The 25,227-nt window shown below is 63.9% G+C and carries 24 protein-coding genes; 14 read left to right on the top strand and 10 right to left on the bottom strand.

The features are described from left to right. The first annotated feature begins 19 nt into the window (after nt 1-19). From LW136_RS01445 to LW136_RS01410, 8 genes are all read left to right on the top strand, one after another. Nucleotides 20-610 carry a YggT family protein gene (locus LW136_RS01445; RefSeq protein ID WP_014818744.1) on the top strand — a complete coding sequence of 197 codons (591 nt, stop codon included), beginning with the start codon at nt 20-22 and terminating at the stop codon, nt 608-610. A gap of 270 nt (nt 611-880) precedes the next feature. Then, nucleotides 881-2,848, top strand: coding sequence for a dynamin-like GTPase family protein (locus LW136_RS01440; protein ID WP_234174504.1), 1,968 nt, complete (start codon nt 881-883; stop codon nt 2,846-2,848). A 128-nt stretch (nt 2,849-2,976) separates the two neighbouring features. Continuing rightward, nucleotides 2,977-4,116 carry a homoserine O-succinyltransferase MetX gene (gene metX, locus LW136_RS01435; RefSeq protein ID WP_014818742.1) on the top strand — a complete coding sequence of 380 codons (1,140 nt, stop codon included), beginning with the start codon at nt 2,977-2,979 and terminating at the stop codon, nt 4,114-4,116. Between the two features lie 9 nt (nt 4,117-4,125). Continuing rightward, nucleotides 4,126-4,725 carry a methionine biosynthesis protein MetW gene (gene metW, locus LW136_RS01430; protein ID WP_023446081.1) on the top strand — a complete coding sequence of 200 codons (600 nt, stop codon included), beginning with the start codon at nt 4,126-4,128 and terminating at the stop codon, nt 4,723-4,725. A gap of 26 nt (nt 4,726-4,751) precedes the next feature. Continuing rightward, a complete protein-coding gene (locus LW136_RS01425; protein WP_023446082.1) occupies nt 4,752-5,174 on the top strand; it encodes a DUF4426 domain-containing protein in 423 nt (140 codons plus the stop codon). Continuing rightward, a complete protein-coding gene (gene rdgB / locus LW136_RS01420) occupies nt 5,171-5,764 on the top strand; it encodes an RdgB/HAM1 family non-canonical purine NTP pyrophosphatase (protein ID WP_023446083.1) in 594 nt (197 codons plus the stop codon). Before LW136_RS01425 ends, rdgB begins: the two co-directional genes overlap by 4 nt. Next, entirely contained in the window at nt 5,761-6,966 is a 1,206-nt protein-coding gene (hemW, locus tag LW136_RS01415) for a radical SAM family heme chaperone HemW (protein ID WP_234174503.1), read from the top strand. Before rdgB ends, hemW begins: the two co-directional genes overlap by 4 nt. 9 nt (nt 6,967-6,975) lie before the next feature. Then, on the top strand, nt 6,976-7,299 hold the full coding sequence (locus tag LW136_RS01410; RefSeq protein WP_003303164.1) for a DUF3392 domain-containing protein: 324 nt from the start codon (nt 6,976-6,978) through the stop codon (nt 7,297-7,299). A gap of 134 nt (nt 7,300-7,433) precedes the next feature. Here the strand turns inward: LW136_RS01410 and LW136_RS01405 are convergent, their stop codons facing one another. The 6 genes from LW136_RS01405 to LW136_RS01380 all read right to left on the bottom strand — a co-directional run bounded on the left by LW136_RS01405 (nt 7,434) and on the right by LW136_RS01380 (nt 11,928). Then, nucleotides 7,434-7,796 carry a DUF5064 family protein gene (locus tag LW136_RS01405; RefSeq protein ID WP_023446085.1) on the bottom strand — a complete coding sequence of 121 codons (363 nt, stop codon included), beginning with the start codon at nt 7,794-7,796 and terminating at the stop codon, nt 7,434-7,436. 256 nt (nt 7,797-8,052) lie between these two features. Continuing rightward, nucleotides 8,053-9,390 carry a DUF1329 domain-containing protein gene (locus LW136_RS01400; RefSeq protein ID WP_044314787.1) on the bottom strand — a complete coding sequence of 446 codons (1,338 nt, stop codon included), beginning with the start codon at nt 9,388-9,390 and terminating at the stop codon, nt 8,053-8,055. Between the two features lie 223 nt (nt 9,391-9,613). Beyond that, nucleotides 9,614-10,330 carry a tRNA (guanosine(46)-N7)-methyltransferase TrmB gene (gene trmB / locus LW136_RS01395; protein WP_042927073.1) on the bottom strand — a complete coding sequence of 239 codons (717 nt, stop codon included), beginning with the start codon at nt 10,328-10,330 and terminating at the stop codon, nt 9,614-9,616. Between the two features lie 65 nt (nt 10,331-10,395). Then, a complete protein-coding gene (locus tag LW136_RS01390; RefSeq protein WP_014818734.1) occupies nt 10,396-11,190 on the bottom strand; it encodes a thiazole synthase in 795 nt (264 codons plus the stop codon). Between the two features lie 74 nt (nt 11,191-11,264). Continuing rightward, on the bottom strand, nt 11,265-11,480 hold the full coding sequence (gene thiS / locus LW136_RS01385; protein ID WP_256364880.1) for a sulfur carrier protein ThiS: 216 nt from the start codon (nt 11,478-11,480) through the stop codon (nt 11,265-11,267). Between the two features lie 73 nt (nt 11,481-11,553). Further along, nucleotides 11,554-11,928, bottom strand: coding sequence for a DUF423 domain-containing protein (locus tag LW136_RS01380; RefSeq protein WP_046617510.1), 375 nt, complete (start codon nt 11,926-11,928; stop codon nt 11,554-11,556). Between the two features lie 68 nt (nt 11,929-11,996). Between LW136_RS01380 and mtgA the strand changes: the two genes are divergently transcribed. The 3 genes from mtgA (at nt 11,997) to LW136_RS01365 (ending at nt 17,527) form a co-directional block, all read left to right on the top strand. Beyond that, entirely contained in the window at nt 11,997-12,725 is a 729-nt protein-coding gene (gene mtgA / locus LW136_RS01375) for a monofunctional biosynthetic peptidoglycan transglycosylase (RefSeq protein ID WP_234174502.1), read from the top strand. Between the two features lie 124 nt (nt 12,726-12,849). Next, on the top strand, nt 12,850-14,778 hold the full coding sequence (dibA, locus tag LW136_RS01370) for a phosphodiesterase DibA (protein WP_234174501.1): 1,929 nt from the start codon (nt 12,850-12,852) through the stop codon (nt 14,776-14,778). A 178-nt stretch (nt 14,779-14,956) separates the two neighbouring features. Then, nucleotides 14,957-17,527 carry a hybrid sensor histidine kinase/response regulator gene (locus LW136_RS01365; RefSeq protein ID WP_234174500.1) on the top strand — a complete coding sequence of 857 codons (2,571 nt, stop codon included), beginning with the start codon at nt 14,957-14,959 and terminating at the stop codon, nt 17,525-17,527. 84 nt (nt 17,528-17,611) lie between these two features. Here the strand turns inward: LW136_RS01365 and rpoH are convergent, their stop codons facing one another. From rpoH to ftsY, 4 genes are all read right to left on the bottom strand, one after another. Continuing rightward, nucleotides 17,612-18,466: an RNA polymerase sigma factor RpoH gene (rpoH, locus tag LW136_RS01360; RefSeq protein ID WP_031298050.1), complete on the bottom strand. Its 855-nt coding sequence runs from the start codon at nt 18,464-18,466 to the stop codon at nt 17,612-17,614. A gap of 111 nt (nt 18,467-18,577) precedes the next feature. Next, nucleotides 18,578-19,597 carry a permease-like cell division protein FtsX gene (gene ftsX, locus LW136_RS01355; RefSeq protein WP_234174499.1) on the bottom strand — a complete coding sequence of 340 codons (1,020 nt, stop codon included), beginning with the start codon at nt 19,595-19,597 and terminating at the stop codon, nt 18,578-18,580. Next, complete coding sequence (ftsE, locus tag LW136_RS01350; RefSeq protein ID WP_003297174.1) at nt 19,594-20,265, bottom strand: cell division ATP-binding protein FtsE; 672 nt, start codon at nt 20,263-20,265, stop codon at nt 19,594-19,596. Before ftsE ends, ftsX begins: the two co-directional genes overlap by 4 nt. Next, nucleotides 20,262-21,512 (bottom strand): signal recognition particle-docking protein FtsY, encoded by a 1,251-nt coding sequence (gene ftsY / locus LW136_RS01345; protein ID WP_102832395.1) that lies wholly within the window; start codon nt 21,510-21,512, stop codon nt 20,262-20,264. Before ftsY ends, ftsE begins: the two co-directional genes overlap by 4 nt. A 227-nt stretch (nt 21,513-21,739) precedes the next feature. Between ftsY and LW136_RS01340 the strand changes: the two genes are divergently transcribed. Genes LW136_RS01340 through rsmD form a run of 3 tightly spaced genes read left to right on the top strand, consistent with a single transcriptional unit; the run spans nt 21,740 to nt 25,219 of the window. Then, nucleotides 21,740-23,092, top strand: a complete 1,353-nt coding sequence (locus LW136_RS01340) for a M16 family metallopeptidase (RefSeq protein ID WP_234174498.1) — start codon at nt 21,740-21,742, stop codon at nt 23,090-23,092. Beyond that, nucleotides 23,085-24,617: a M16 family metallopeptidase gene (locus tag LW136_RS01335; RefSeq protein WP_234174497.1), complete on the top strand. Its 1,533-nt coding sequence runs from the start codon at nt 23,085-23,087 to the stop codon at nt 24,615-24,617. The genes LW136_RS01340 and LW136_RS01335 overlap by 8 nt, the downstream gene beginning before the upstream one ends. Beyond that, nucleotides 24,617-25,219, top strand: a complete 603-nt coding sequence (gene rsmD / locus LW136_RS01330) for a 16S rRNA (guanine(966)-N(2))-methyltransferase RsmD (RefSeq protein WP_234174496.1) — start codon at nt 24,617-24,619, stop codon at nt 25,217-25,219. Before LW136_RS01335 ends, rsmD begins: the two co-directional genes overlap by 1 nt. Nucleotides 25,220-25,227: the final 8 nt, after the last annotated feature.

Here is a 25,227-nt window from a genome sequence, read left to right as displayed (position 1 = left end):
CAGCCTCTAAGGAGCATTCATGTCCCAACTCTCGCAAGCCCTGATCCTCGTCATCCAGACGCTGGGCAGCCTCTATCTGCTGATCGTGTTGCTGCGCTTCATCCTGCAGCTGGTACGCGCCGACTTCTACAACCCGCTCAGCCAATTCATCGTCAAGGCAACCCATCCACTTTTGCGGCCGATGCGCCGCATCATTCCGAGCATGGGCACGCTGGATATTTCTTCGCTGATCCTCGCGCTGATCGTGCAGATGGTGCTGATGGCGCTGATCCTGCTGATCGCCTACGGCACCATCGGCAATCCCCTGCTGTTGCTGGTCTGGGCGCTGATCGGCATCACTGGGTTGTTCCTCAACATCTTTTTCTGGGCGCTGATCATCAGCGTGATCCTGTCCTGGGTCGCGCCGGGCAGCCATAACCCAGGCGCACAGCTGGTCAGCCAACTCTGCGAGCCGGTCCTGGCGCCGTTCCGCCGCCTGCTGCCGAACCTCGGCGGGCTGGATATCTCGCCGATCTTCGCCTTCCTGGCGATCAAGCTGCTGGACATGCTGGTAGTCAACAACCTGGCCACCATGACCCACATGCCGAACATCCTGCGCATGCTCATCTGAGACGCCGTTCATGCTTTGCTGCCAAAGCGGCATCGAGGAGCCAAAAGCGCCTCGGAATGCCGCATGGCTGCACGTAGACTTCAACTTCTCGGCTTTTTCCATCCTGCCTCGTACTTTGCTGCGGGGTGTGAACGAGGACATCGACTCGAACCGAGCCGCCCATGACCGCCCATGCCGCCAGCAAGGCCGCTCGGTCACGTCAGGCTTCGATTGAATTGACCTTGTAACGGCGGGTCCGATAATTCGCCGAATCACACCTCCGGGAGCTGGATGAGCATGGAACGTCTCGATCGACAAGTGGACGCCTACGTCACCTGGAAGCGTGACCTCATTCGTGAGATCACCCGCTACCGCAGCTGGCTGGCGCATAACCGGCTTTCCAGCGAGGGCGTCGAGGCGCGCCTGGAACGAGCGCTGCGGGTGTTGCGCACCGATCACATCACCCTGGCTTTCGTCGGCGAGTATTCGCGCGGCAAAACCGAGCTGATCAATAGCCTGTTCTTCTCCAACTACGGTCAGCGCATCCTGCCTTCACGGGCTGGCCGCACCACCATGTGCCCCACCGAACTGCTGTTCGATCCGCGTTCGGAACGCTCCTACATCCGCCTGCTGCCCATTGAGTCGCGCCTGGAAGACACCAGCATCGCGCAGCTCAAGCGCACACCGCGACTCTGGCTCAATCTCCCGCTCGACCCGCATGACCCGGAAAGCATGGCCGAAGCCTTTGCCCAGGTCGCGTTGACCAAGGCCATGCCGGTGGAACAGGCGATTCAGCTGGGCTTTGACCCGGCCGGCCTGGAAAGCAGCAACAGCGGCGATACCGTACTGGTCCCGGCCTGGCGCCACGCCGTGGTCAACTTCGACCACCCGCTGTTGCGTCAGGGCTTGCGCATTCTCGATACGCCCGGGCTGAACGCGCTGGGCAGCGAGCCGGAACTGACCCTGTCGATGCTGCCCAATGCCCAGGCAATCGTGTTCCTGCTCTCTGCCGACACCGGGGTCACCGTCAGTGACATGCAGATCTGGCAGCAGCACATCCGCCAGCTCGACGAAGATACGCAGAACAGCCTGTTCGCCGTACTGAACAAGATCGACGTGCTCTGGGACGATGTTGCCGGCGAGAGCTTCGTGCAGAAGGCCATCGAGGATATCCGTGACACCACCGCGCAACAGCTGGGCATTGATTGCGCCGACGTCCTGCCGCTGTCGGCCAAACAGGCGCTGATGGCGAAGATTCGCGGTGACCAGGCGCTGCTCGAACGCAGCCAGCTGGCACGGCTGGAAGAGTTGCTCAGCCAGCGCATCCTCACGCAGAAGGAACGCCTGCTCGAAGACCAGGTGGTGCAGCAGGTGATGGCGCTGCTGCAGAACAGTCAGCATGCCCTCAAGCTGCGCCTGGAAAAGGTCATCGAGCAGCGCGATGTGCTGGCCAGTCATCAGGAAGGCAGCGGGCAGATGCTGCTCGAACTCACCGCGCGCACGCGGCACGATCACAACCGCCACCACAAGCGCCTGCTCGACCTGAAGACCAATCAGCGCCTGCTGCAACGCCAGGGTGAGCTGCTGCGCACGGCAATACGGGCCGAACGCCTCGAGGAGCACCTGACCCGGTTGCGACGCAGCCTGACCGGCAGCCTAACCACGCTGGGCATCAACCTGGCGATCCTGCACTTCTTCCGCTCAGTGGAACAGGACCTAGGCATCCTCGAGCAGGAGGCGGAAAGGGCCAACAAGATGGTTTCGGCGATCTACCGGCGGCACAGCGAAGAAAACCCCCTACAGGGTATCGACCCGCCGTTGTTCCAGTTGCTGCCTTATCAGCGCGAGCTGCGCAGCCTGCAAGGCAAGGCCGATCAGTTCCGCCTGCAGTTAAAGACCCTGCTCACCGAGCAGCGAACACTCACCAGACGCTTCTTCTCTACCCTGGTGCAGGAGGTCATCGGCATGCACCAGCGGCTGCGCCAGGAAGCCGAACAGTGGGCTGGCGATGCGCTGACGCCGCTGCTGCAGTTTTCCCTGGAACACAAGCAACAGCTGGAAACCCATATCCTGCAGTTGAAGAGTCTGGCCAGGGAGAGCCAGCAGAACAGCCAGCGCGGGCAATTGCTGACGCGCTACAGCGGCGAACTGGAGCTGCAACTGGCACAGGCCGCGGAAATGCTCCGCGCGCTGCGCCGACCGGCGCCGCTGCGGCGGCAGGGCAAGGTGGTCAGCCTGACCAGCGCGCAGATCAGCTAAAGCTGTCGCCATTTCGTCGCAACCCGCGAGGAAATGGCGAGAGCCCCGCTCGCCGTTGCATTTCAGGATGAATTGCAACGCGCATACCTTTAGACTTTGCCGCCTTCTTCAAGCAAGAGCCAGGGTCGATGCCCACTGCAATTCCCGCCGATTCCGTTGGCCTGGTGAGTCCGCAGGTCGCGCATTTTGCCGAACCACTGACACTCGCCTGCGGCCGTACGCTGGCCGATTACCAGCTGATCTATGAAACCTATGGCGAGCTGAATGCCGCGCGCAGCAATGCCGTGCTCATCTGCCATGCACTCTCTGGCCACCATCATGCCGCCGGCTACCACAGCATGGACGACCGCAAACCCGGCTGGTGGGATTCCTGCATAGGCCCGGGCAAGGCCATCGATACCGATCATTTCTTCGTCGTCAGCCTTAACAACCTGGGCGGCTGCAACGGTTCGACCGGCCCGAGCAGCACCAACCCGGCCAGCGGCAAGCCCTACGGTGCAGACTTCCCAGTGGTGACAGTGGAAGACTGGGTGCACAGTCAGGCACTTCTGGCCGACCGCCTTGGCATCGCCCAATGGGCAGCGGTGATAGGCGGCAGCCTGGGCGGCATGCAGGCCTTGCAATGGACCATCAGCTACCCTGAGCGAGTCCGCCACTGCCTGGCCATCGCCTCGGCGCCCAGGCTGTCGGCACAGAACATCGCCTTCAACGAAGTCGCGCGCCAGGCCATCCTGTCCGACCCGGAATTCCACGGCGGCCATTTCCAGGAGATGGGCGTGATTCCCAAGCGCGGCCTGATGCTGGCGCGCATGGTCGGCCACATCACCTACCTGTCCGATGACGCCATGGGCACCAAGTTTGGCCGCGGACTGAAGAGCGAGAAGCTGAACTACGACTTCAACAGCGTGGAATTCCAGGTCGAAAGCTACCTGCGCTATCAGGGCGAGGAGTTTTCCGGGCGTTTCGACGCCAATACCTACCTGCTGATGACCAAGGCGCTGGACTACTTCGACCCGGCGGCAGCCCACAACGACGATCTGGCCAAGACCTTCGAGGGCGCCCAGGCGCGCTTCTGCGTGATGTCCTTCACCACCGACTGGCGCTTTTCGCCGGAGCGCTCGCGGGAAATCGTCGACGCCCTGCTCGCTGCGCGCAAGGATGTCTGCTACCTGGAGATCGATGCGCCGCAGGGCCACGACGCCTTCCTGATCCCCAATCCCCGCTACCTGCAAGCCTTCCGCGGTTACATGAACCGCATAGCCGTATAAGGAACGAAGATGCGCGCCGATCTGGACATCATCCAAGAGTGGATTCCGGCCGGCAGCCGAGTTCTCGACCTCGGCTGCGGCAATGGCGAGCTGCTGGCCTGGCTGCGCGATCACAAGCAGGTCAGCGGCTACGGCCTGGAAATCGACCCGGACAACATCGCCGCCTGCATCGACAAGGGCGTCAACGTCATCGAGCAGAACCTCGACCTGGGCCTGGGCAACTTCGCCAGCGACAGCTTCGACATGGTGGTGATGACCCAGGCGCTGCAGGCCGTGCATTACCCCGACCAGCTGATGAAGGAAATGCTGCGCGTCGGCCGCCAGTGCATCATCACCTTCCCCAACTTCGGCCATTGGCGCTGCCGTTGGTACCTTGCGAGCAAAGGCCGCATGCCGGTGTCGGAGTTCCTCCCCTACACTTGGTACAACACGCCGAACATTCACTTCTGCACGTTCGAGGATTTCGAGCGGCTGTGCCAGGAAAGCGGTGCCAGGGTACTCGAACGCCTGGCAGTCGACCGCGATCATCGGCATGGCTGGGCCAGTCGCATATGGCCGAATCTGCTGGGTGAAATCGGCATCTACCGCGTCACCGGGCCATCCCGCTGAGCGGCTTCAACGCTGGAGGTAAGCACATGAAACGCATCCTGATCGGTCTGTTGGCCGCACTGCTCACATTGCCGGCGCTGGCCGAGCGCAAACACAGCGTCGGCGAATACGACGTCCACTACAGCGCCTTCAATTCGGGCTTCCTGCAGCCGGACATTGCCGCCGCCGCCGGACTCACGCGCAGCAAGACCCAGGGCGTAGTCAACGTCTCGGTGATCAAGGACGGCAAACCGGTCGCGGCGCAGGTCAGCGGCGTAGTGAAGAACCTGCTCGGGCAGGATCGCCCGCTGGGCTTCAAGCAGCTCAAGGAAGGTGACGAGGCGATCTATTACCTCGCGCAGTTCCCCTTCGACTCGCAGGAAACCCTGCGTTTCGCCCTCACCGTTCAGCCGACCGGCGCCGAGCCGTTCAGCTTCGAGTTCAACCAGGAATTCTTCCCCGACCGATGATGCCTTTTTCCGAACTGGTACTGGCCAGCCACAACGCCGGCAAACTCAAGGAGCTCCAGGCCATGCTCGGTGACGCGGTTCGCGTGCGCTCGGTGGCCGAGTTCAGCACCGTCGAGCCGGAGGAAACCGGTCTTTCCTTCGTCGAGAACGCCATTCTCAAGGCGCGCAACGCCGCGCGGATATCCGGTCTACCGGCGCTCGCCGACGACTCCGGCCTGGCCGTCGACGCCCTCGGCGGCGCACCGGGCATCTACTCGGCGCGCTACGCCGATGGCCAGGGCGATGCCGCCAACAACGCCAAGCTGCTGGACGTCCTGCGTGAGGTTCCGGATGCCGAACGCGGCGCGCAGTTCGTCTGTGCCCTGGCGCTGGTGCGCCACGCCGACGATCCACTGCCGATCATCTGCGAAGGCCTCTGGCACGGCCGCATCCTGCATGCAGCACGCGGCGAGCATGGCTTCGGCTACGACCCGCTGTTCTGGGTGCCGGAATGCGACTGCTCCAGCGCCGAGCTGCCTGCAGCGCAGAAGAACCAGCTCAGCCACCGTGCACGCGCCATGGCCCTGCTCAAGCAGCGGCTGGGGATATGAAAGCGGCAGACTCAGCCCCGCTAAGCGCCAGAGAAGGCAACCACGGCGCGCCGACAACGGCAGGCTTCGAATTGCCCCCGCTGGCGGCGTACGTACATATTCCCTGGTGCGTGCGCAAATGCCCGTACTGCGACTTCAATTCCCACGCGGCCGGCCCCGAACTGCCCGAAGACGCCTATGTCGCCGCGCTGCTGGCCGATCTTCGCGCGGATCTTGAGCACGTCGGGGACCGCCGCCTGACTTCGATCTTCTTCGGCGGCGGTACGCCAAGCCTGTTTTCTGCCAAGGCACTGGCGGCGATCGTCGACGGGCTGGAACGGCTGGTCGCCTTTTCCGAGGACATCGAGATCACCCTGGAAGCCAATCCGGGGACGTTCGAACAGGCCAAGTTCCGCGACTACCGCCAGCTCGGCATCAACCGGCTGTCCATTGGCGTGCAGAGCTTCCAGGCCGACAAGCTCAAGGCGCTCGGGCGCATTCACGACGGCGACGAAGCGATTCGCGCCGCCGACATGGCTCGCGCCGCCGGCTTCGACAATTTCAACCTCGACCTCATGCACGGCCTGCCGGACCAGAGCCTGGAGGATGCGTTGAGCGACCTGCGCATCGCCATCGCGCAGCAACCGACGCACCTGTCTTGGTACCAGCTGACCTTGGAGCCAAACACGGTGTTCTGGAGCCAGCCGCCGCAGCTGCCCGAAGACGATATCCTCTGGGACATCCAGGAAGCCGGCCAGACGCTGCTCGCGGAGCACGGCTATCGCCAGTACGAGACCTCGGCCTACGCCCAGCCCGGGCGGCAGGCGCGGCACAACCTGAACTACTGGACCTTCGGCGATTTCCTCGGCATCGGTGCCGGCGCCCATGCCAAACTCAGCCACGCGGACGGACGCATTCTGCGCAGCTGGAAGACCCGCCTGCCGAAGGACTACCTCGATCCGGCCAAGGCCTTCCGCGCAGGCGAAAAGCTGCTGGCAGCGGATGAATTGCCCTTCGAATTCCTGATGAATGTGCTGCGCCTCACCGACGGCGTACCGGCCATGCTGTTCACTCAGCGCACCGGACTGCCGCTGGATGTGCTCGCCAAGCCACGGCGCGACGCCGAAGCGCGCGGCCTGCTCTCGGCTGACCCAGCGCGCCTGGCGGCGACGCCGAAGGGCCAGCTGTTTCTCAACGACCTGCTACAGAGCTTCCTGCCTTAAGGACACCGCATGGATTTGCTACTCGACCTGATCGTCACGCTGTCGCGCTGGAGCCGCAGCCACCTGTCCGATATCTCCCTGGCGCTGATGGCCACGCTCTTCGTACTGTTCGGCCCGGCAATCAATACCTGGGTAAAAGGCGCCGTCAGCAGCCTGAACTTCTTTTTCCGCACGCTGATCTTCGTACTGGTCTGCGCGGTGGGCTATGGCCTGGCGATCGTCTTCCTCACCCCGTGGATGACCCAGGGGCTGGCCCACCTGAACAACTACAGCCTGGCACCGGTGCTGCTGCTGATCTTCTTCCTCATCGGCGTGATCGCCGACCGTAACTAGTGGCTTGGTTGGTAAGGGCAGTTGGTCGATTTCGGCGCCCATGGCCCCCGATACTGTGTTGCTGCGCCTTGTCTCGGAGCCATGTCCATCCGAACTTGCCTTGACCAACTGACCGCACAAGCCAGTAACGCCGCTCAGCCTTCGCGAAGGAAGCGATCGAGATCGACGGCCTCGCCCGGCCGATAGCACAGCTGCCGGCGCAGATCCTCGAACAGCGGGTCGTAGATGCCGTGCAGGCCGAAGAGGATATCGGCGTCCACCGGCACACCGTGGCGACGCAGGCACTGACGGACGCGTTGCAGGAAGTTGCAGGCTACATCGCGGTGCATTCGAAACTGCTCGTCCACCAGAGTTGCTCCGGCCTCGAAGCGCAGGTGAAAACACGCCCACTGCGGCGCCTCCGGCGTGCCCTCGACACGGTAGTCGAGCTGCAGGTGATAACCCGGCTTCCCGGAAGCGGAAAGGCTGTGGTACTCCAGTTGTCCCGGTCTGAACACGCGGCTCCCTTCTTTGCGAATGGCGCGGCTGCTTGCCCGGCTGTCGGGCCGCCTTTTCAGCGCTACGCAGGCGATCATCCCACTGCCGTGCCAGCCCACTCTTGAGCGAAGTCACTACCCGTGCTCGGCCCCACCGAACAGGAACAACCTTGTAGCCTCACACCGCCGCAGCGGCGCGCGACGGCAGTTCTGGTGGTACGAAAAAGGGCGCCAGCGGCGCCCTTTCGTGCATCTTCTGTTTCTTTTCTGTCCTTCGTCAGTTGCCGCGACGCAGCGCCTGCGGCGAGAAATCACGCGGGCCGAGCTTGACGTTGAAATCGTACATCGGCTCGTTGTTGTCCAGCCCATCGACGAAGTAGTTGCCGTCCTTGAGGTGGTAGAGCGTTTCCAGCGTGCTGTTGAACATTGGCACGTCGTAATAGCTGATCGGATGGCTTTCCTGCAGGCCGATCAGCTCGCCCTTCTCGTCGTACAGGTCGACGGCAAGGATCGCCCAGCTGTCCTCGTCGATATAGAACCGACGCTTGTCGTAGAGGTGACTGAAGCCCTTGCGCAAGGTCGCCTCGACCACCCACACGCGATGCAGCTCATAGCGCAGCAGTTCCGGGTTCAGGGTGCGTGCCTGGACGATGCTGTCGTAGGGGAGGCCCTTCTGATGCACGGCATAGCTGTTGTAGGGCATCAGCATTTCACGCTTGCCGAGCAGCTCCCACTCGTAGCGATCCGGCGCGCCGTTGAACGAGTCGACCACATCGGCCGTGGCCAAGCCGCTGGTGTCGGGCTGCAAGGAGTCATAGGCCAGCGACGGCAGACGGCGCACGCGGCGATCGTCCGGGCTGTAGCGCCACGCCTTGCGAGTGGTCAGCACTTGGTCTAGCGGGTCCTGCACCACCAGTGCCGTACCGGACAGCTTGGCCGGCGCGGTGACACGGTACTTGTAGTACAGCACGGTGTTGTCCAGGTCCGCGTGAGTCATGCCTTCGCGGTTGTAGACGTAATAGATGTGCCTATCGCGCTTGATGTAGTTGGCCCGGCCACCGATCACCACTGCCTGGTTATTGATCATGTGGCTCTGGTCACCCTTGTAATGCAGGATGTGATTCCAGATCACCTCGATGCCGCTCTGCGGGATCGGGAAGGGAATGCCGGCTGCCGCGCCCTGGATACCGTTGCCGTTGGCGATGAGCTCGGCGCTGACGGCGTTGTAGCGAGTGGCATCATAGATCCGCTGCGGCACCGAGGCGCTGCGGCGGGTCGGAAATACGCGCAGGTGGTAGTCGGGATAACGCTCCAGCAGCGCCTTCATACCGCCGGAAAGCTGGCCGCTGTACTCGTTGATATTGGTGTGATCGACGCGATAGAGCACTGTATCGGCCGCATACGGGTCGGGATGGTGCATCCCGGGCTGGTAGCCGGCGGGTGCTGCAACGCCCCCGGCCCAGGGCGGGATCGTCCCCGCGGGATTGCCGCCGCGCTCCGCTCCCAGCGGAGTCAGGTCCTGCCCCAGTCGCGCGGCCTGCGTGCTGTCTACCTTCGCCTGTGCCGGTAACGCGGTACAGGCTGCCAACAGCAGAATTCCGATCTTTCCGTACATCGTCTACTCCCCCAATTGCGCACGATGCTGGGCACCGCGTGGCGAGCCCGGCTATCGGCGTTGCATTGTTATATGGTGTGGGCAGGCATGCCGTCCTGGCAGCACTCTTCCCTGGCCGCTGCTGCGGCTCTCGATCTGGGTGTGGCAAGCGACCTGGCTGCCTGGCGCCGCTGATAGGGCAGCCGGGACTAGGTCGCGGGCGTTTCTCTTTTACTGACCGCGCTCAGTCGATGCGCTGGAATTTCAGGTCCCAGACGCCATGACCGAGCCGTTCACCACGGCGCTCGAACTTGGTGATCGGTCGCTCCGCAGGCCGTGGCACGCAACGTCCATCCTCGGCCAGATTGCGGAAGCCCGGGGCGACGTTCATTACCTCGAGCATGTATTCGGCATAGGGCTCCCAGTCGGTAGCCATATGCAGTACGCCGCCGATCTTCAGCTTGCTGCGCACCAGCTCGGCGAAAGCCGGCTGCACGATACGTCGCTTGTGATGACGGCTCTTGTGCCAGGGGTCCGGAAAGAACAGCAATACGCGGTCCAGGCTGGCATCGGCCACGCAATCGCGCAGTACCTCCAAGGCGTCGCAACTGTAGACCCTGACGTTGTTCAATTTCTGTGACACAAGTCCGCTCAGCAACGCGCCGACACCAGGTTTATGCACTTCCACGCCAATGAAGTCCTGATCCGGCGCCGCGGCGGCCATTTCCAGGGTGGAATGGCCCATGCCGAAGCCGATCTCGAAGGTGCGCGGCGCGCTACGGCCGAACACCTCGTCGAAATCGCGCAGACCGTTCTCGATCTCCAGGCCGAACTTCGGCCAGCCTTGCTCCAGGCCACGCTGCTGGCCTTCGGTCATGCGCCCGGCACGCATCACGAAACTCTTGATGGTACGGCGGTGCTCGGTTTGCTGCGCTTCGGCCGCGGGGTTCTGCTCTGTCATGGTCTACCTGCGAGAAATAAAAAAGCCGGCCCCTGACACAAGGTCGGGGCCGGCCACGAATCGGTTCAGCGAATCAGCCCGTCCAGCGGCGACGAGGCGCTGGCGTAGAGCTTCTTCGGCATGCGGCCGGCGAGATAGGCCAGGCGGCCGGCCTCGATGGCGTACTTCATGGCCTCGGCCATCAGCACGGGATTCTGCGCATGGGCGATGGCGCTGTTCATCAGCACCGCTTCGCAGCCCAGCTCCATGGCGATAGTGGCGTCCGAAGCGGTTCCGACACCGGCATCCACCAGCACGGGCACGGTGGCTTCCTCGAGGATGATGCGCAGGTTGTAGGGATTGCAGATGCCCAGACCAGTGCCGATCAGGCCGGCCAGCGGCATCACCGCGATGCAGCCCATCTCGGCCAGCTGGCGAGCGATGATCGGGTCGTCGCTGGTATAGACCATGACGTCGAAGCCGTCCCGGATCAGTACTTCGGCGGCCTTGAGGGTCTCGATCACATTGGGAAACAGCGTCTTCTGATCGGCCAGCACTTCCAGCTTGACCAGCTTGTGGCCGTCGAGGAGTTCACGGGCCAGGCGGCAGGTACGCACCGCGTCCTCGGCGGTGAAACAGCCGGCGGTGTTCGGCAGGATGGTGTAGCGCTCGGGGCTGATCACGTCGAGCAGATTCGGCTCGCCCGGATTCTGGCCAATATTGGTGCGGCGCACCGCGACGGTGACGATCTCGGCACCCGAGGCCTCAATGGCAGCACGCGTTTCCTCAAGGTCCTTGTACTTGCCGGTGCCGACCAGCAGGCGCGATTGATAGGTGCGACCGGCCAGAGTGAAGGGCTTGTCGTGCGGAACTGGGCGCATGGGAATTCCTCGTTCGGACGTGTTGCAGCGGACTGGGCGCCGCAGGGCGGCGCAATTCGGATGAGCGCGACCGGCTAGCCGCCACCGATGGCGTGCACCACCTCGACGTGATCGCCTTCGCTGAGTTCGGTGGTCGCGTGCGCGCTGCGCGGCACGATGTCCCGGTTGAGCTCGACGGCCAGACGGCGCCCGGTCAGGTCCAGACGCACCAGCAGGTCGGCCACCGACTCGCCGGCTGGCAGCTCATAGGGTTCGCCATTCAACTGGATCTGCATGCTGTTCGCCGCCATTGCGAAAAGGGGACGGCATTCTAGCCCGAATCACCCACGCCACCAACGCGAAGCCCGCGGCCGTTCGTCCCGCTCAGCTGCGTATGCGCCAGCCGGCCAGCGCCAGGCAGAGCCAACCCACGAGAAAGGACGTCCCCCCGAGCGGCGTGATCATGCCCAGTTTGCCGATTCCACTGAGGGTGAGCAGATAGAGACTGCCGGAGAACAACAGGATACCGACGACGAACAGGCCGCCTGCTAAAGCTAGCAGGCGGCTGGGCCGATGCAGCGAAAGAAGCGCGACGCCGAGCAGCGCCAGCGCATGAAGCATCTGGTACTGCACGCCTGTCTGAAACACCGCGAGATAGGCAGCGCTCAACTGGCTCTTGAGGGCATGGGAAGCGAAGGCGCCGAGCGCAACGCCGGTCAATCCGAACAGCGCGGCAAGGACGATATAAGCACGAATCATTGCCATTTCCGGTCGATGGCCTTAGCGGCCGCTATAATGCCCGCTCTTTTCGCCCACGACCAAGTGCCATGTTGCGAAACCTGCTGCTGCGCCTCTCCAAACTGCTGCTCTGGCTGATCGGCCTCTCGGCGCTGCTGGTACTGCTGTTTCGCTGGGTGCCACCTCCGTTCACCGCTTTGATGATCGAGCGCAAGATCGAGTCATGGCGCACAGGCGAAACTATCGACCTGACCCGCGACTGGCGGCCTTGGAAAGTGCTGCCGGACGATCTGAAGATGGCGGTGATCGCCGCCGAGGATCAGAAGTTCGCCGACCACTGGGGCTTCGATGTCGCAGCAATCCGTGCGGCGCTCAGCCACAATGAGCGCGGTGGCTCATTGCGCGGTGCCAGCACGCTGAGTCAGCAGGTGGCGAAGAATCTGTTTCTCTGGTCCGGCCGCAGCTGGCCGCGCAAAGGACTGGAGGCCTGGTTCACTGCGCTGATCGAGCTTTTATGGCCCAAGCAGCGCATCCTTGAGGTTTATCTCAATAGCGTCGAGTGGGGCGATGGCGTCTTCGGTGCGCAGGCGGCGGCCCAGCATCACTTCGGCACCGGTGCACCGTACCTGTCGACCCGCCAGGCCAGCCTCCTCGCCGCAGTGCTGCCCAACCCGCGAGAGTGGAGCGCTGGCAAACCGGGCAGCCACGTGAACAATCGCGCCGCCTGGATTCGGCAACAGATGCGCCAGCTGGGTGGCAGCCACTACCTGCAGCGGATCAAACCGGACCACCCGGACTGGTGGCCGGGCTGGCTCTGAACCAGCATGCAGAACAACCGGCGCAGCAGGATGCAGCACCTCCGGTGCGAGATGACGTGCCTCCCGCTCAGCCAGTGCGATGGGGTTTGACTATGCAGTATCTGGATCGGACCCGAGAGCAACCATGAACACCTACCTCGTCCGGCTAAGTCTGGGCTATTTCTGCCTGGCCATGCTGTGGATTCTCCTCGGCGACATGCTGGTCGGCTACCTCGCTGCAGGCGATAGCCAAACCTGGCAAACGGGCAAGGGAGCGCTGTTCGTGGGGCTTACTACCGTGCTGATATTCCTGCTCGGCCGCCAGCACTTTCGCCGCTTCGACGAACAGCAGCGCGCCCAGCACGTCCAGGAAACCAGCCTGAAGCAGGCCGCCGCAGTCTTCGACAGCACTCAGGAAGGCGTGCTGGTCACTGATCCAAGCCAACACATCGTGCACGTCAATCCGGCGTTCAGCCGCATCACCGGATACAGCACCGAGGAAGTCCTTGGACAGACCCCTAGACTCTTCGCGTCTGGCAAGCACGACGCAGCCTTCTACAACCAGATGTGGCTGGCGCTGAGAGAGCATGGCGAGTGGAGCGGCGAGATCTGGAACCGACGCAAGAATGGCGAGGTGTACCCGCAATGGCAGAACCTGCGCTGCATCCATGACAACCAGGGCCAGCTCAGCCATTACGTGGCGGTGTTCTCCGATCTCTCGGCGCTCAAGCGCTCGCGCGAAGAGCTCGACCAGCTCGCTCATTACGATCCGTTGCTCAAGCTGCCGAATCGGCTGCTGTTCACCGAACGCGCCAAGCAGGATCTCGAGCGCGCCAGGGCCAACAAACGCAGCGGTGCATTACTTCTGATCGACCTCGATCACTTCAAGGACATCAATGAAAGCCTTGGCCACAGCCTGGGCGACGCGCTGTTGCAGGCTGTCAGCACGCGACTGGGCGAGTACCTGGAAGAAGGCATGACGCTTGGCCGACTCGGCGGTGACGAGTTCGCCCTGCTCTGTGAAGGCTACGGCGCGGAGAAGGCCACCTCGCAGGCGTTGCGCATTCTCGATCGACTGAACGAACCCTTCCATATCGCCGGACAGGAGCTGTTCAGCAGCGCCAGCATCGGCATCGTGCTGTACCCCTATCCGACCGACGTGCAGAACGTCGAACAGCTGATGCGCAACGCCGACTCGGCGCTGTTCAAGGCCAAGAACAGCGGCCGCTCAACCTATGCGTTCTATTCCGAGGAACTGACCAGCCAGGCCCGCCAGCGCGTCGAACTGGTCACCGCATTGCGCCAGGCCCTCGAGCAAGGACAGCTGCGCCTGCACTTTCAGCCGATCTACGACTTGCGCGAGGGCACGATCACCGGTTTCGAGGCACTGGTACGCTGGCTACACCCGGAGAAAGGCCTGATCGCACCGGGCATCTTCATTCCCGTCGCCGAGGAAACCGGGCTGATCAGCGCGATCGATCACTGGGTGCTGGAGCAGGCCTGCAATCAGGCTCGAGAGTGGCTTGGCCAGGGTCGCCCGCTTGGCTTCATCGCGGTGAACATCTCCAGTCGCCTGTTCGGCAACGGCGAGCTCGACCTGCAGGTCGCCACCATTCTGGCCCGCTGCGGGCTAGAGGCGCGCCATCTGGAACTGGAGATCACCGAAAGCGCGGTGATGCAGGACCCGGACGCCGCCCTCGAGCTACTGCAGCGCCTGCGTGCACTCGGCGTTCAGCTGGCGATAGACGATTTCGGCACCGGCTACTCGTCGCTCCAGCGACTCAAGCGCATGAACGTGCACAAACTAAAGATCGACCAGGGCTTCGTCCGCGGCCTGCCCGACGACCGCGAGGACGCCGCCATCACCCGCTCGGTCATCGGTCTGGCACACAATCTGGGCCTCAAAGTCGTGGCGGAAGGCATCGAGACTGCAGACCAGGCGGCGTTTCTGCTGGCGCAGAATTGCGACTATGGCCAAGGCTACGGCTTTGCACGACCGCAGCCTGCCAGCGACATCGATTGGCGCGCGGCCGAACTCCGCTACGGGCAGAGTTGCCGCTCGTCCGGAGCCTGATCAGGCGCATATATCAATAGGCCATTACGGCAGGTAAGCTGACAGAACGGTCAACCTCGCCATCATGGAAGGCCGGGCAACCAGCTTTGCGGCATACTGGCTCGACTGCCGCAGACTGGCACCGATTCCAGGCCTCCGGCGTCCAATCGGTCAACCACCGCGTACCGCAGCGAAGACGATGAGCGATCCAGCGATAAACCACAATCAGCCTCACGGCCTGCGACAGCTGTTCAGCTGGCGAAACGGCGTTGCCTGGGGAATGCTGGCGTTCACCCTGCTGGTCCAACTGGTGGTCTGGCAGAGTCTGCGCACCAACGAGGATCGCGCTGCTCGGCAGCAGTTCCAGATGCTCGGCGAGAAGGTCACTGAAGCGATCCGCAAGCGGCTGCGGGACCATGAACAGATCCTGCTCGGCGGCGCCGGTCTGTTCGATGCCGTGGAGAACGTCAGCCGCGAGCAGTGGCGCACGTACGTCGAGCGCTTGCTGCTACCAGACCGTTATCCTGGCATCCAGGGCGTCGGTTTCAGCCAGGCAATTCCGCAGGCCGAACGCGATGCGCATGTCGCACACATGCGTGCGCAGGGTTACCCGGATTACGACATTCATCCGCCAGGTCAGCGGGAGCTCTACACTTCGATCGTCTATCTTGAGCCGTTCCTCAGGCGCAATCTGGCCGCCTTCGGCTACGACATGTATTCCGAGCCGACTCGCCGTCGCGCCATGCAACGTGCCGCCCAGCTCGGCGAAACGAGCATTACCGGCAAGGTGACGCTGCTGCAGGAAACCCATGGCAAGGTGCAGGCCGGTGTGCTGCTCTATGTGCCGGTGTATCGACCGAGCGCGCCGCTGACGACGCCGGAGCAGCGCATGCAGGCGCTGCGCGGCTTCGTCTATAGCCCTTATCGCGTCGAAGATCTGATGCGCGGCATTCTGCGTGCGGCCGATCTGCCGCTGGCGCTGCATATCTACGCCAGCCCCGGTGAAGAGCCGGAACACCTGCTCTACGCATCGCGCGAAGCCCCCGAGCCCGGCAGTGCGCGCTTCAGCCAGTTGCAGCAGCTGGAGCTGTACGGCCAGACCTGGACGCTGCGCATGGATAGCCGACCCGAGTTCGACGAACGTTTCCACTCCAACGAGGCGCTGGTGTTCGGCCTGGGGCTCGGCCTGAGCCTGCTGGTTTTTTTCCTGACCTCGTCGTTGGCGCTGCGCCATAGCCGAGCCCAGGCGCTGGCGAACGAGATGACCCGGCACATTCGCCAGAGCAGGCACGACCTGCGGCTGAGCGAAGAGCGCCTGTCGCTGGCGCTGAAAGGCAGCAACGACGGCCTGTGGGATCTCGATCTGGAAGCCGGCAGCATGTTCGCCTCGCCCCGCGCCTGGGAAATGCTCGGTTATCGTCCCAACGAGCTGACCTGCGACCTCAAACTGTGGGAGCGGTTGACGGTTGCCGAAGACCTAGCGCAGCAGAAAGCCCGGCTGGCGCAAACCATGCTGTCCAATGTCGATCATTTCACTACCGAACTGCGCCTGCAGCACAAGCACGGCCACGTCGTACCCGTGTTGCTGCGTGGCCACATCCAGCGCGATCCACAAGGCATGGCCCAGCGCATCAGCGGCACGCTGATGGACCTCACCGAACGCAAGCGCGTCGAGCAGATGAAGAACGACTTCGTTTCCACCGTCAGCCACGAGCTGCGCACGCCACTGACCTCCATCAGCGGTGCGCTCGGACTGATCGTCGGCGGCGCGCTCGGGGCAGCGCCTCCAGCCATGCAGCAGATGCTCGAGATCGCCTACCGCAACAGCCTGCGCCTGGGTCATCTGATCAACGACCTGCTGGACATGGAAAAGATTGCCGCCGGCAAGATGTCGTTCGAACTGCGCGAACATTCGCTTGGCGACCTGCTCGAGGAATCGCTGGCGAGCAACCAGGCCCTCTGCGAGCAGCATGGCGTGCGCTGTACGCTCGAGCATCCGACCAATGTGCTGGTCTGGGTGGACGGCCTGCGCCTGCAGCAGGTGCTTGGCAACTTCCTCTCAAACGCCGTCAAGTTCACCCCCGAGGGCGGAGAGATTCGCCTGCACAGCTCCCTGCGTGGGACCAAGGTTCGTATCAGCGTTACCGACCAGGGCCCCGGCATTCCCGAGGCGTTCCGCTCCCGCGTGTTCGAGAAGTTCGCCCAGGCCGATGCCTCCGACAGCCGGCAGAAGTCCGGTACCGGACTCGGACTTGCGATCACCAAGGAGCTGATCGAACGCATGGGCGGTACGGTCGGCTTCGACTGCGTACCCGGCCAGGGCACCACCTTCTGGTGCGAGCTGCCGATCCAGATACCGCCAGCCGAATCGGACTGCCGCGACGGCCAGCCGCGAATCCTGGTCGTCGAAGACGAGCCTGACACCGGCCGTCTGCTGCATATGATGCTGCGCGAGGGCGGCTACGGCGTGGAGCGCGTGCAAAGCCTGCATCAGGCCCGTGAAAAGCTCGCTGCCAGCCATTACGAGGCCATGACACTGGACCTGCACCTGCCCGACGGCAGCGGCATGCAGCTTATCGACGAATTGCGCGATCAACCGGCGATGCAGGATCTGCCCATCGTCGTTATCTCCGCCGCGCACCAGTTCGAGCAGGCACAGTTCCCCGCAGGGATCGTCTGGCTGCACAAGCCGATCACCAACGCCCAACTGCTGGTCGCGGTTGAACAGGCGCGAGACAACATCCGCCAGGCCAGAAGCAAGCCTCGATAGCCGGGCGGCACCCCGAGCGAACGACAGGCAAAAAAAATCGCGGGAGCCAATGGCATCCCGCGATTCTTTTTCAGCTGACGAGCATCAGGCCTGAATCGAGCCCTTTAACTTGTTCATCGCATTCTTCTCCAGCTGACGAATGCGCTCGGCCGATACGTTGTACTTGGCAGCCAGGTCGTGCAGGGTCGCCTTGTCTTCGTTCAGCCAGCGTTGCTGGAGAATGTCCCGGCTGCGCTCGTCGAGCCCCTCGAGCGCCGTATGCAGGCTGGAAGTGGAACTGTCGCTCCAGTCGGCATCTTCCAGCTGGCGGGCCGGATCGTAGCGATGATCTTCCAGATAGTGCGCAGGCGACTGGTAGGCGCTGTCGTCGTCGGCATCGGCGGCCGGGTCGAAGGCCATGTCATGGCCGGTCAGGCGGCTTTCCATTTCGCGCACTTCGTGCGGCTCGACGCCCAGGCTATTGGCCACGGCGGTGACTTCATCGTTGTTCAGCCAGGCCAGACGCTTCTTCTGGCTGCGCAGATTGAAGAACAGTTTGCGCTGCGCCTTGGTGGTCGCGACCTTGACGATGCGCCAGTTGCGCAGGATGAACTCGTGAATTTCGGCGCGAATCCAGTGCACGGCGAAGGACACCAGCCGCACACCCATTTCCGGATTGAAACGCTTGACGGCCTTCATCAGACCGACGTTGCCTTCCTGGATCAGGTCGGCCTGGGCCAGACCGTAGCCGGAATAGCTGCGGGCGATGTGAACGACGAAACGCAGGTGCGCCAGCACCATCTGCCGAGCCGCTTCGAGATCCTGATGATAGAAGAGGCGCCCGGCCAGCTCGCGCTCCTGCTCGACGGTGAGCAGCGGGAGGCTGTTCACGGTCTGCACGTAGGCCTCGAGATTCGCTCCCGGGACTAGCGCTTGAACAGGTTGCAGAGTAGTTGTCATGCAGTACCTCCAATGACGAAGCTGCAGCAGTTTAGCATTGCCGCATGAGACTGCAAGCCTGTGGAAAAGTTCCCTGACACAACTGTCAAGTGATTGTTTTCAAATGAAATTTTATCGAGGAGCCAGCTCGCTCAGATGCCTTGCGACAGCCAGCCAGGCACCGATGTAGCCGAGCAGCACCGCACCGATCACCAGCGATAACGCATCACCGGCCGGAACGCCTCCCAGGCCGAAATCGCTGCCGTAGAGGCCCGCCAGATTCACCACGGCCTCGTTCAGCCAGCCCAGTCCATAGACCAGCAGCAGCCAGGCGATCAGGCCAGCGCCCAGACCGTAGATGGCACCCATGTAGAGGAACGGACGGCGGACGTAACCATCGGTGCCGCCCACCAGCTTGACCACCTCGATCTCGGTGCGGCGGTTTTCGATGTGCAGGCGGATGGTGTTGCCAATCACCAGCAGCAACGTCGCCACCAGCAACAATGTCAGGCCGAAGACGAAGCGGTCGCCAAGCTTGAGAATAGCGGTCAGCCGCTCGACCCAGAGCAGATCCAGCTGAGCCAACTGCACGCCGGGGAGTTCGGCCAGCTGCTGACGCAGCGCTTCGAGCTTGTCCTTGTCCACCTCTTCGGGTGTCACGATGACCACGCCGGGCAGCGGATTTTCCGGCAACTCCTTGAGCGCTTCGCCAAGCCCGGACAGCTGCTGGAACTCGTCCAGCGCCTGCTCGCGGCTGACCCAGTCCGCCGCTGCCACGTCGGGCATGGCGGCAACCTCGTCACGCAGGCGCTCGCCAGCGTCGCCATCCACCTCAAGCTGCATGAACAGCGATATCTGCGCGGCACGCTGCCACGAGCCACCGAGCCGTTCGACGTTGTCCAGCAGCAGCGCCAGGCCCATGGGCAGGCTCAACGCCACGGCCATCACCAGGCAGGTGAAGAAGCTGCCGATCGGCTGCTTGATCAGACGCCGGACGCTGTCGACCAAACTGGCGCGATGACTTTCCAGCCAGGCGTGGAACAGCGTCTTGAAGTCCGGCTCGTCGCCGCGCGGCTGCTCCGGCTTCTTCACCGAACCGCCGACGCGCTCGGCCGTGCTCGGGTTGGTCTTGGGATCGCGTTCGCTGCTCATCGGCTGGCCTCCCCGTCGCCGATCAGGCGACCACGTTGCAGGGTCAGCATGCGATGACGCATCCGCGCGATCAGCGCCAGATCGTGGCTGGCGATCAGCACGGTGGTACCCAGGCGATTGATGTCTTCGAACACGCCCATGATCTCCGCAGCGAGTCGCGGGTCGAGGTTGCCGGTTGGTTCATCGGCGAGCAGCAGGGCCGGCCGGTGCACCACGGCGCGGGCGATGCCGACACGCTGCTGCTGACCGGTGGACAGGTCCGCCGGATACTGCAGCGCCTTGTCCTTGAGGCTGACGCGCTCCAGCGCGGTCATCACCCGCTGGCCAATCTCGCGCTTGTTGAGCCCGAGAATCTGCAACGGCAGGGCAACGTTGTCGAACACCGTGCGATCGAACAGCAACTGGTGATTCTGGAACACCACGCCGATCTGCCGGCGCAGGAAAGGAATCTGCGCATTGGTGATGCGCGACAGGTCCTGCCCGGCCAGCAGCAGCTTGCCGCTGGTGGGACGCTCCATTGCCAGCAACAGGCGCAGCAGCGTGCTCTTGCCGGCGCCGGAATGGCCGGTGACGAAGAGGAATTCGCCACGGCGCACCTGGAAGGAAAGCTCATGCAACCCGATGTGGCCGTTGGGGTAGCGTTTGCCGACCTGTTCGAAACGAATCATGCGCCGTCCCGCTGGGCGAAAAGCGCCTTGACGAAGGCATCGGCCTCGAACGTGCGGAGATCGTCGATGCCTTCGCCGACGCCAATGTAGCGAATCGGCGTGCCAAACTGCTTGGCCAGGGCGAAGATCACACCGCCCTTGGCGGTACCGTCGAGCTTGGTCAGCACCAGGCCGGTGAGCTCGACCGCCTGGTTGAATTGCTTGGTCTGGTTGATGGCGTTCTGGCCGGTGCCGGCGTCGAGCACGAGCAGGACCTCGTGGGGAGCCGACTCGTCGAGCTTGCCCATCACCCGGCGGACCTTCTTCAGCTCCTCCATCAGGTTGTCCTTGGTGTGCAGCCGGCCAGCGGTGTCGGCGATCAGCACATCGATGCCCCGCGCCTTGGCCGCCTGCACCGCATCGAAGATCACCGAGGCGGAGTCGGCACCGGTGTGCTGTGCGATCACCGGAATGCTGTTGCGCTCGCCCCACACCTGCAATTGCTCCACCGCCGCGGCGCGGAAGGTGTCGCCAGCGGCGAGCATGACCTTCTTGCCTTCGAGCTGCAGCTTCTTGGCCAGCTTGCCGATGGTGGTGGTCTTGCCGACACCATTCACGCCGACCACGAGGATCACATACGGGCGCTTGCCACTGTCGACCACGAGCGGCTGCTCGACCGGCTTGAGCAGCCCAGAGAGTTCTTCCTGCAGCGCGGTATAGAGCGCGCCACTGTCGGCCAGCTCCTTGCGCGACACGCGGCGTGTGAGGTTCTGCATGATCGCCGTCGTCGCCTCGACACCGACGTCGGCGGTGAGCAGACGGGTTTCCAGTTCGTCGAGCAGGTCATCGTCGATGGCCTTCTTGCCGAGGAACAGGCTGGCCATGCCTTCACCGATGCTCGAGCTGGTCTTGGACAGCCCTTGCTTGAGGAGGGCGAAGAAGCCGAGCTTGGCCGGTGCTTCAGCGGGCGCTGCCGCGGCGACCGGCTCTGGCTCTGGCTCTGGCTCTGGCTCTGGCTCTGGCTCTGGCTCTGGCTCTGGGAGTATTTCGGCTTCGACGGGCGGTTCGGGCAATAGCTCGGAGGTGGTGATTGCCGGTTGCTCGCTCTCGGCCTCAGGCTGCTCGGCGTGCGGCAGGCTGTCTTCCTGCGGTTCGGCGGCAGGCTGCTCGGCCACCGGCTGCTGCGCCTTCTTGCGCAGCCAGCCGAACAGGCCTTTCTTCTCGCCGGGCTCGGCCGGCGTCTTCTTGTCGTCGTTGGAACCAAACATGGAGAAGGTATTCTCAAGGATGCGAAACGCCGGCAGCCAGGCTGCCGGCCTCAAAATGGGTCCTATCCTAGCACCTCGCCAAGCAGGTGCGCTAAGCGCGGCACTGCGACCGAGCCGGCTGTACGGATACCCCGGCTTTGCCTGACCCGCGCCGGCCATTACCATGGCTGCCGTGTCGCCGCCCTGCCATCCACCGTGGCGGGCACCAACCTGGACGAGTCCCGACTATGCCTCTGACGTTACGCCGCGCCGCCGCCCTGCTGCTCGGAGCACTCTATCTGCCGCTAGTGGCTGCAGCAGACAACCAGCCGACCCACGAGTTCTTCCTCGACAATGGCCTGAAGGTGATCGTTCGCGAGGATCACCGCGCCCCGGTGGTGGTTTCCCAGCTCTGGTACAAGGTCGGCTCCAGCTACGAGACGGCGGGCCAGACCGGCCTGTCCCATGCCCTCGAACACATGATGTTCAAGGGCAGCCGCAAGCTCGACGCCGGCGAAGCCTCGCGCATCCTGCGTGAGCTGGGCGCCGAGGAAAACGCCTTCACCAGCGACGACTACACCGCCTACTACCAGGTGCTGGCCCGCGACCGTCTGGCCGTGGCCTTCGAACTCGAAGCCGATCGCCTGGCCAGCCTCAAGCTGCCGCCAGAAGAGTTCGCCCGCGAGATCGAAGTGATCAAGGAAGAACGCCGCCTGCGCACAGACGACAAGCCCAGCTCGCTGGCCTATGAGCGCTTCAAGACCATCGCCTATCCGGCCAGCGGCTACCGCAACCCGACCATCGGCTGGATGGATGACCTCAACCGCATGCAGGCCGACGAGCTGCGTGCCTGGTACGAGCAATGGTACGCGCCGAACAATGCCACCCTGGTGGTGGTCGGCGACGTGACGGCCGACGAGGTACGCGGGCTGGCCGAGCGTTTCTTCGGCGGCATCGAACGGCGCGAGGTGCCGACGGCCAAGCGGCCGCTGGAACTGGACGAGCCGGGCGAGCGCCGCCTCAGGCTGCACGTGAGGACGCAGTTGCCGACATTGCTGATGGCGTTCAACGCCCCCAGTCTCGCGACCGAGGAGAACGCCCGCCAGGTGCACGCGCTGCGGTTGATCTCCGCCCTGCTCGACGGTGGCTACAGCGCACGTCTGCCGGAGCGGCTGGAACGCGGCGAGGAGCTGGTGACCAGCGCCTCGGCCTGGTACGACGCCTACGCCCGCGGCGACAGCCTGTTTGTCCTGAGCGCCGCGCCGAACATGCAGAAAGGCCGCACCCTGGAAGAAGTCGAAGCCGGTCTCTGGCGGGAACTGGACGCGCTCAAGGAGGCGCCACCCTCGGCGGACGAACTCGAGCGGGTACGCGCCCAGGTCATCGCCGGGCTGGTGTACGAGCGCGATTCCATCACCCAGCAGGCCACCACCATCGGCAAGCTGGAAACCGTCGGCCTGTCCTGGCGCCTGATGGACGAGGAGCTGAGCGCGCTGGAAGCGGTCACGCCCGAGGACATCCAGCAGGCCGCCAGCACCTATTTCACCCGCTCCCGCCTGAGCGTCGCCCATGTTCTGCCCGAGGAAGCCCGTGATGAGTGATTGCAAAGCGCTGCGCAACGGCCTGTTCGGCCTGCTGCTGGCAGCCGGTTTCGGCCTGGCGGGCTGCGATGAAGGCTCCACCGCCCTGCCACAACCCGGCGAGCCGGCGAAGCAGGATGTCGCCCGCGAGGCGACCCAGCCTGCCGTGCCGACCGCAACGCCGGAAAAACCTCGTCTGGAGTCGCTCGCCGAGCTGGGCGATCAACCCCTGGCTCGGCGCAAGCTGGACATCCAGAGCTGGCAGACCGCCGAAGGCGCCAAGGTACTGTTCGTCGAAGCCCGCGAACTGCCGATGTTCGACCTGCGCCTGACCTTCTCCGCCGGCAGCAGCCAGGACGGCGACGTGCCCGGCCTGGCACTGCTGACCAACGCCATGCTCAACGAGGGTGTCGAGGGCAAGGACGTCGGCGCCATCGCCCGCGGCTTCGAAGGCCTAGGTGCGGACTTCGGCAACGGTTCCTACCGCGACATGGCAGTGGTCAGCCTGCGCAGCCTCAGTGCGCCGGACAAGCGCGAGCCAGCCCTGGCGCTGTTCAATCAGGTCATCGGCCAACCGAGCTTCCCCGAGGACTCGCTGCAACGGATCAAGAATCAGCTGCTGGCCGGCTTCGAATTCCAGAAGCAGAACCCCGGCAAGCTCGCCAGCCTCGAGCTGTTCGAGCAGCTCTATGGCGATCACCCCTACGCCCACCCCAGCGAAGGCACCCCCGAGTCGGTGCCGGCAATCAGCGTCGAGCAGCTGCGCGACTTCCACGCCCGCGCCTATGCGGCAGGCAATGCGGTGATCGCACTGGTCGGCGACCTCTCCCGCGAAGAGGCCGAAGCCCTGGCCGCGAGCGTCTCGGCCGCCCTGCCGGAAGGCCCGGCGCTGCCAACGACGCCGACCCCCGAGGCTCCGGTTGCCGGCAAGCACCACATCGACTTCCCCTCCAACCAGAGCCACCTGATGCTGGCCCAGCTCGGCATCCCTCGTGGCCATCCGGACTATGCGGCGCTCTATCTGGGCAACCAGATCCTCGGCGGCGGCGGTTTCGGCACGCGGCTGATGGAAGAAGTGCGCGAAAAGCGCGGCCTGACCTACGGCATCTATTCCGGCTTCAGCCCGATGCGTGCTGAAGGGCCGTTCATGATCAGCATGCAGACCCGCGCCGAACTCACCGATGGCGCACTGGAGCTGGTGCAACAGCTGGTCCGCGACTATCTCGCCGAAGGGCCGACCGAGGCCGAACTGGAGCGCAGCAAGCGCGAGATCGCCGGCAGTTTCCCGCTGTCTACCGCAAGCAATGCCGACATCGTCGGTCAGCTGGGCAGCATCGGCTTCTACGACCTGCCGCTGACCTACCTGGAGGATTTCATGGGCGAGGTGCAGGCGCTGACAGTCGAACAGGTCAAGACGGCGATGAACAAGCATCTGCAGCAAGACGCCTTCGTCATCGTCACCGCCGGCCCCAGCGTCGAGCAGCAACCGCTGCCGCCGCCCACCGATAAACCAGTCGAACAGCCCAGCGGCGTTCCGGAGCACTGATGGCCAATCCACCCATTCGCCCCAGCGCCCACGGCGGCCAGGGCCAGTTGCGCATCATCGGCGGCGAGTGGCGCTCGCGCCGCTTCAGCTTCCCCGATGCCGAAGGCCTGCGCCCCACGCCGGACCGGGTGCGCGAAACCCTGTTCAACTGGCTGGCACCCTACCTATCCGGCGCGCGGGTGCTCGATCCGTTCACCGGCAGCGGCGCGATCTATCTGGAAGCCCTGTCGCGCGGCGCCAGCATGGCCCTGGCGCTGGACGTCAACGCCAACGCCATCGCCAGCCTGCGCAAGCATCTGGACACGCTGAACTGCGGCCACGGCCAGCTACTGCAGAGCGATGCCCTGCGCTATCTGGAAACCCAGACGCCGACCGCCTTCGACCTGGTATTCCTCGACCCGCCGTTCAACAAGAATCTGTTGCAACCGGCCTGCGAGCTGCTGGAGACAAAGGGTTGGCTGGCCGAGCACGCCTGGGTCTACACCGAAAGCGAGGCCCTGCCGTCCAGCCTCGGCCTGCCGGTGAACTGGCGACTGCATCGGGAGAAGCAGGCCGGCAAGGTGCACTACGCGCTCTGGGAGCGCCACGCACCCGCCGCTTGAAGTCGGCG

The sequence above is a fragment of the Stutzerimonas kunmingensis genome (assembly GCF_021432085.1).
In the GTDB taxonomy this organism is placed as follows: Bacteria; Pseudomonadota; Gammaproteobacteria; order Pseudomonadales; family Pseudomonadaceae; genus Stutzerimonas.
The sequence above is the reverse complement of the archived record's forward strand: the minus strand, read 5'-3'. Positions and strand labels throughout refer to the sequence as shown.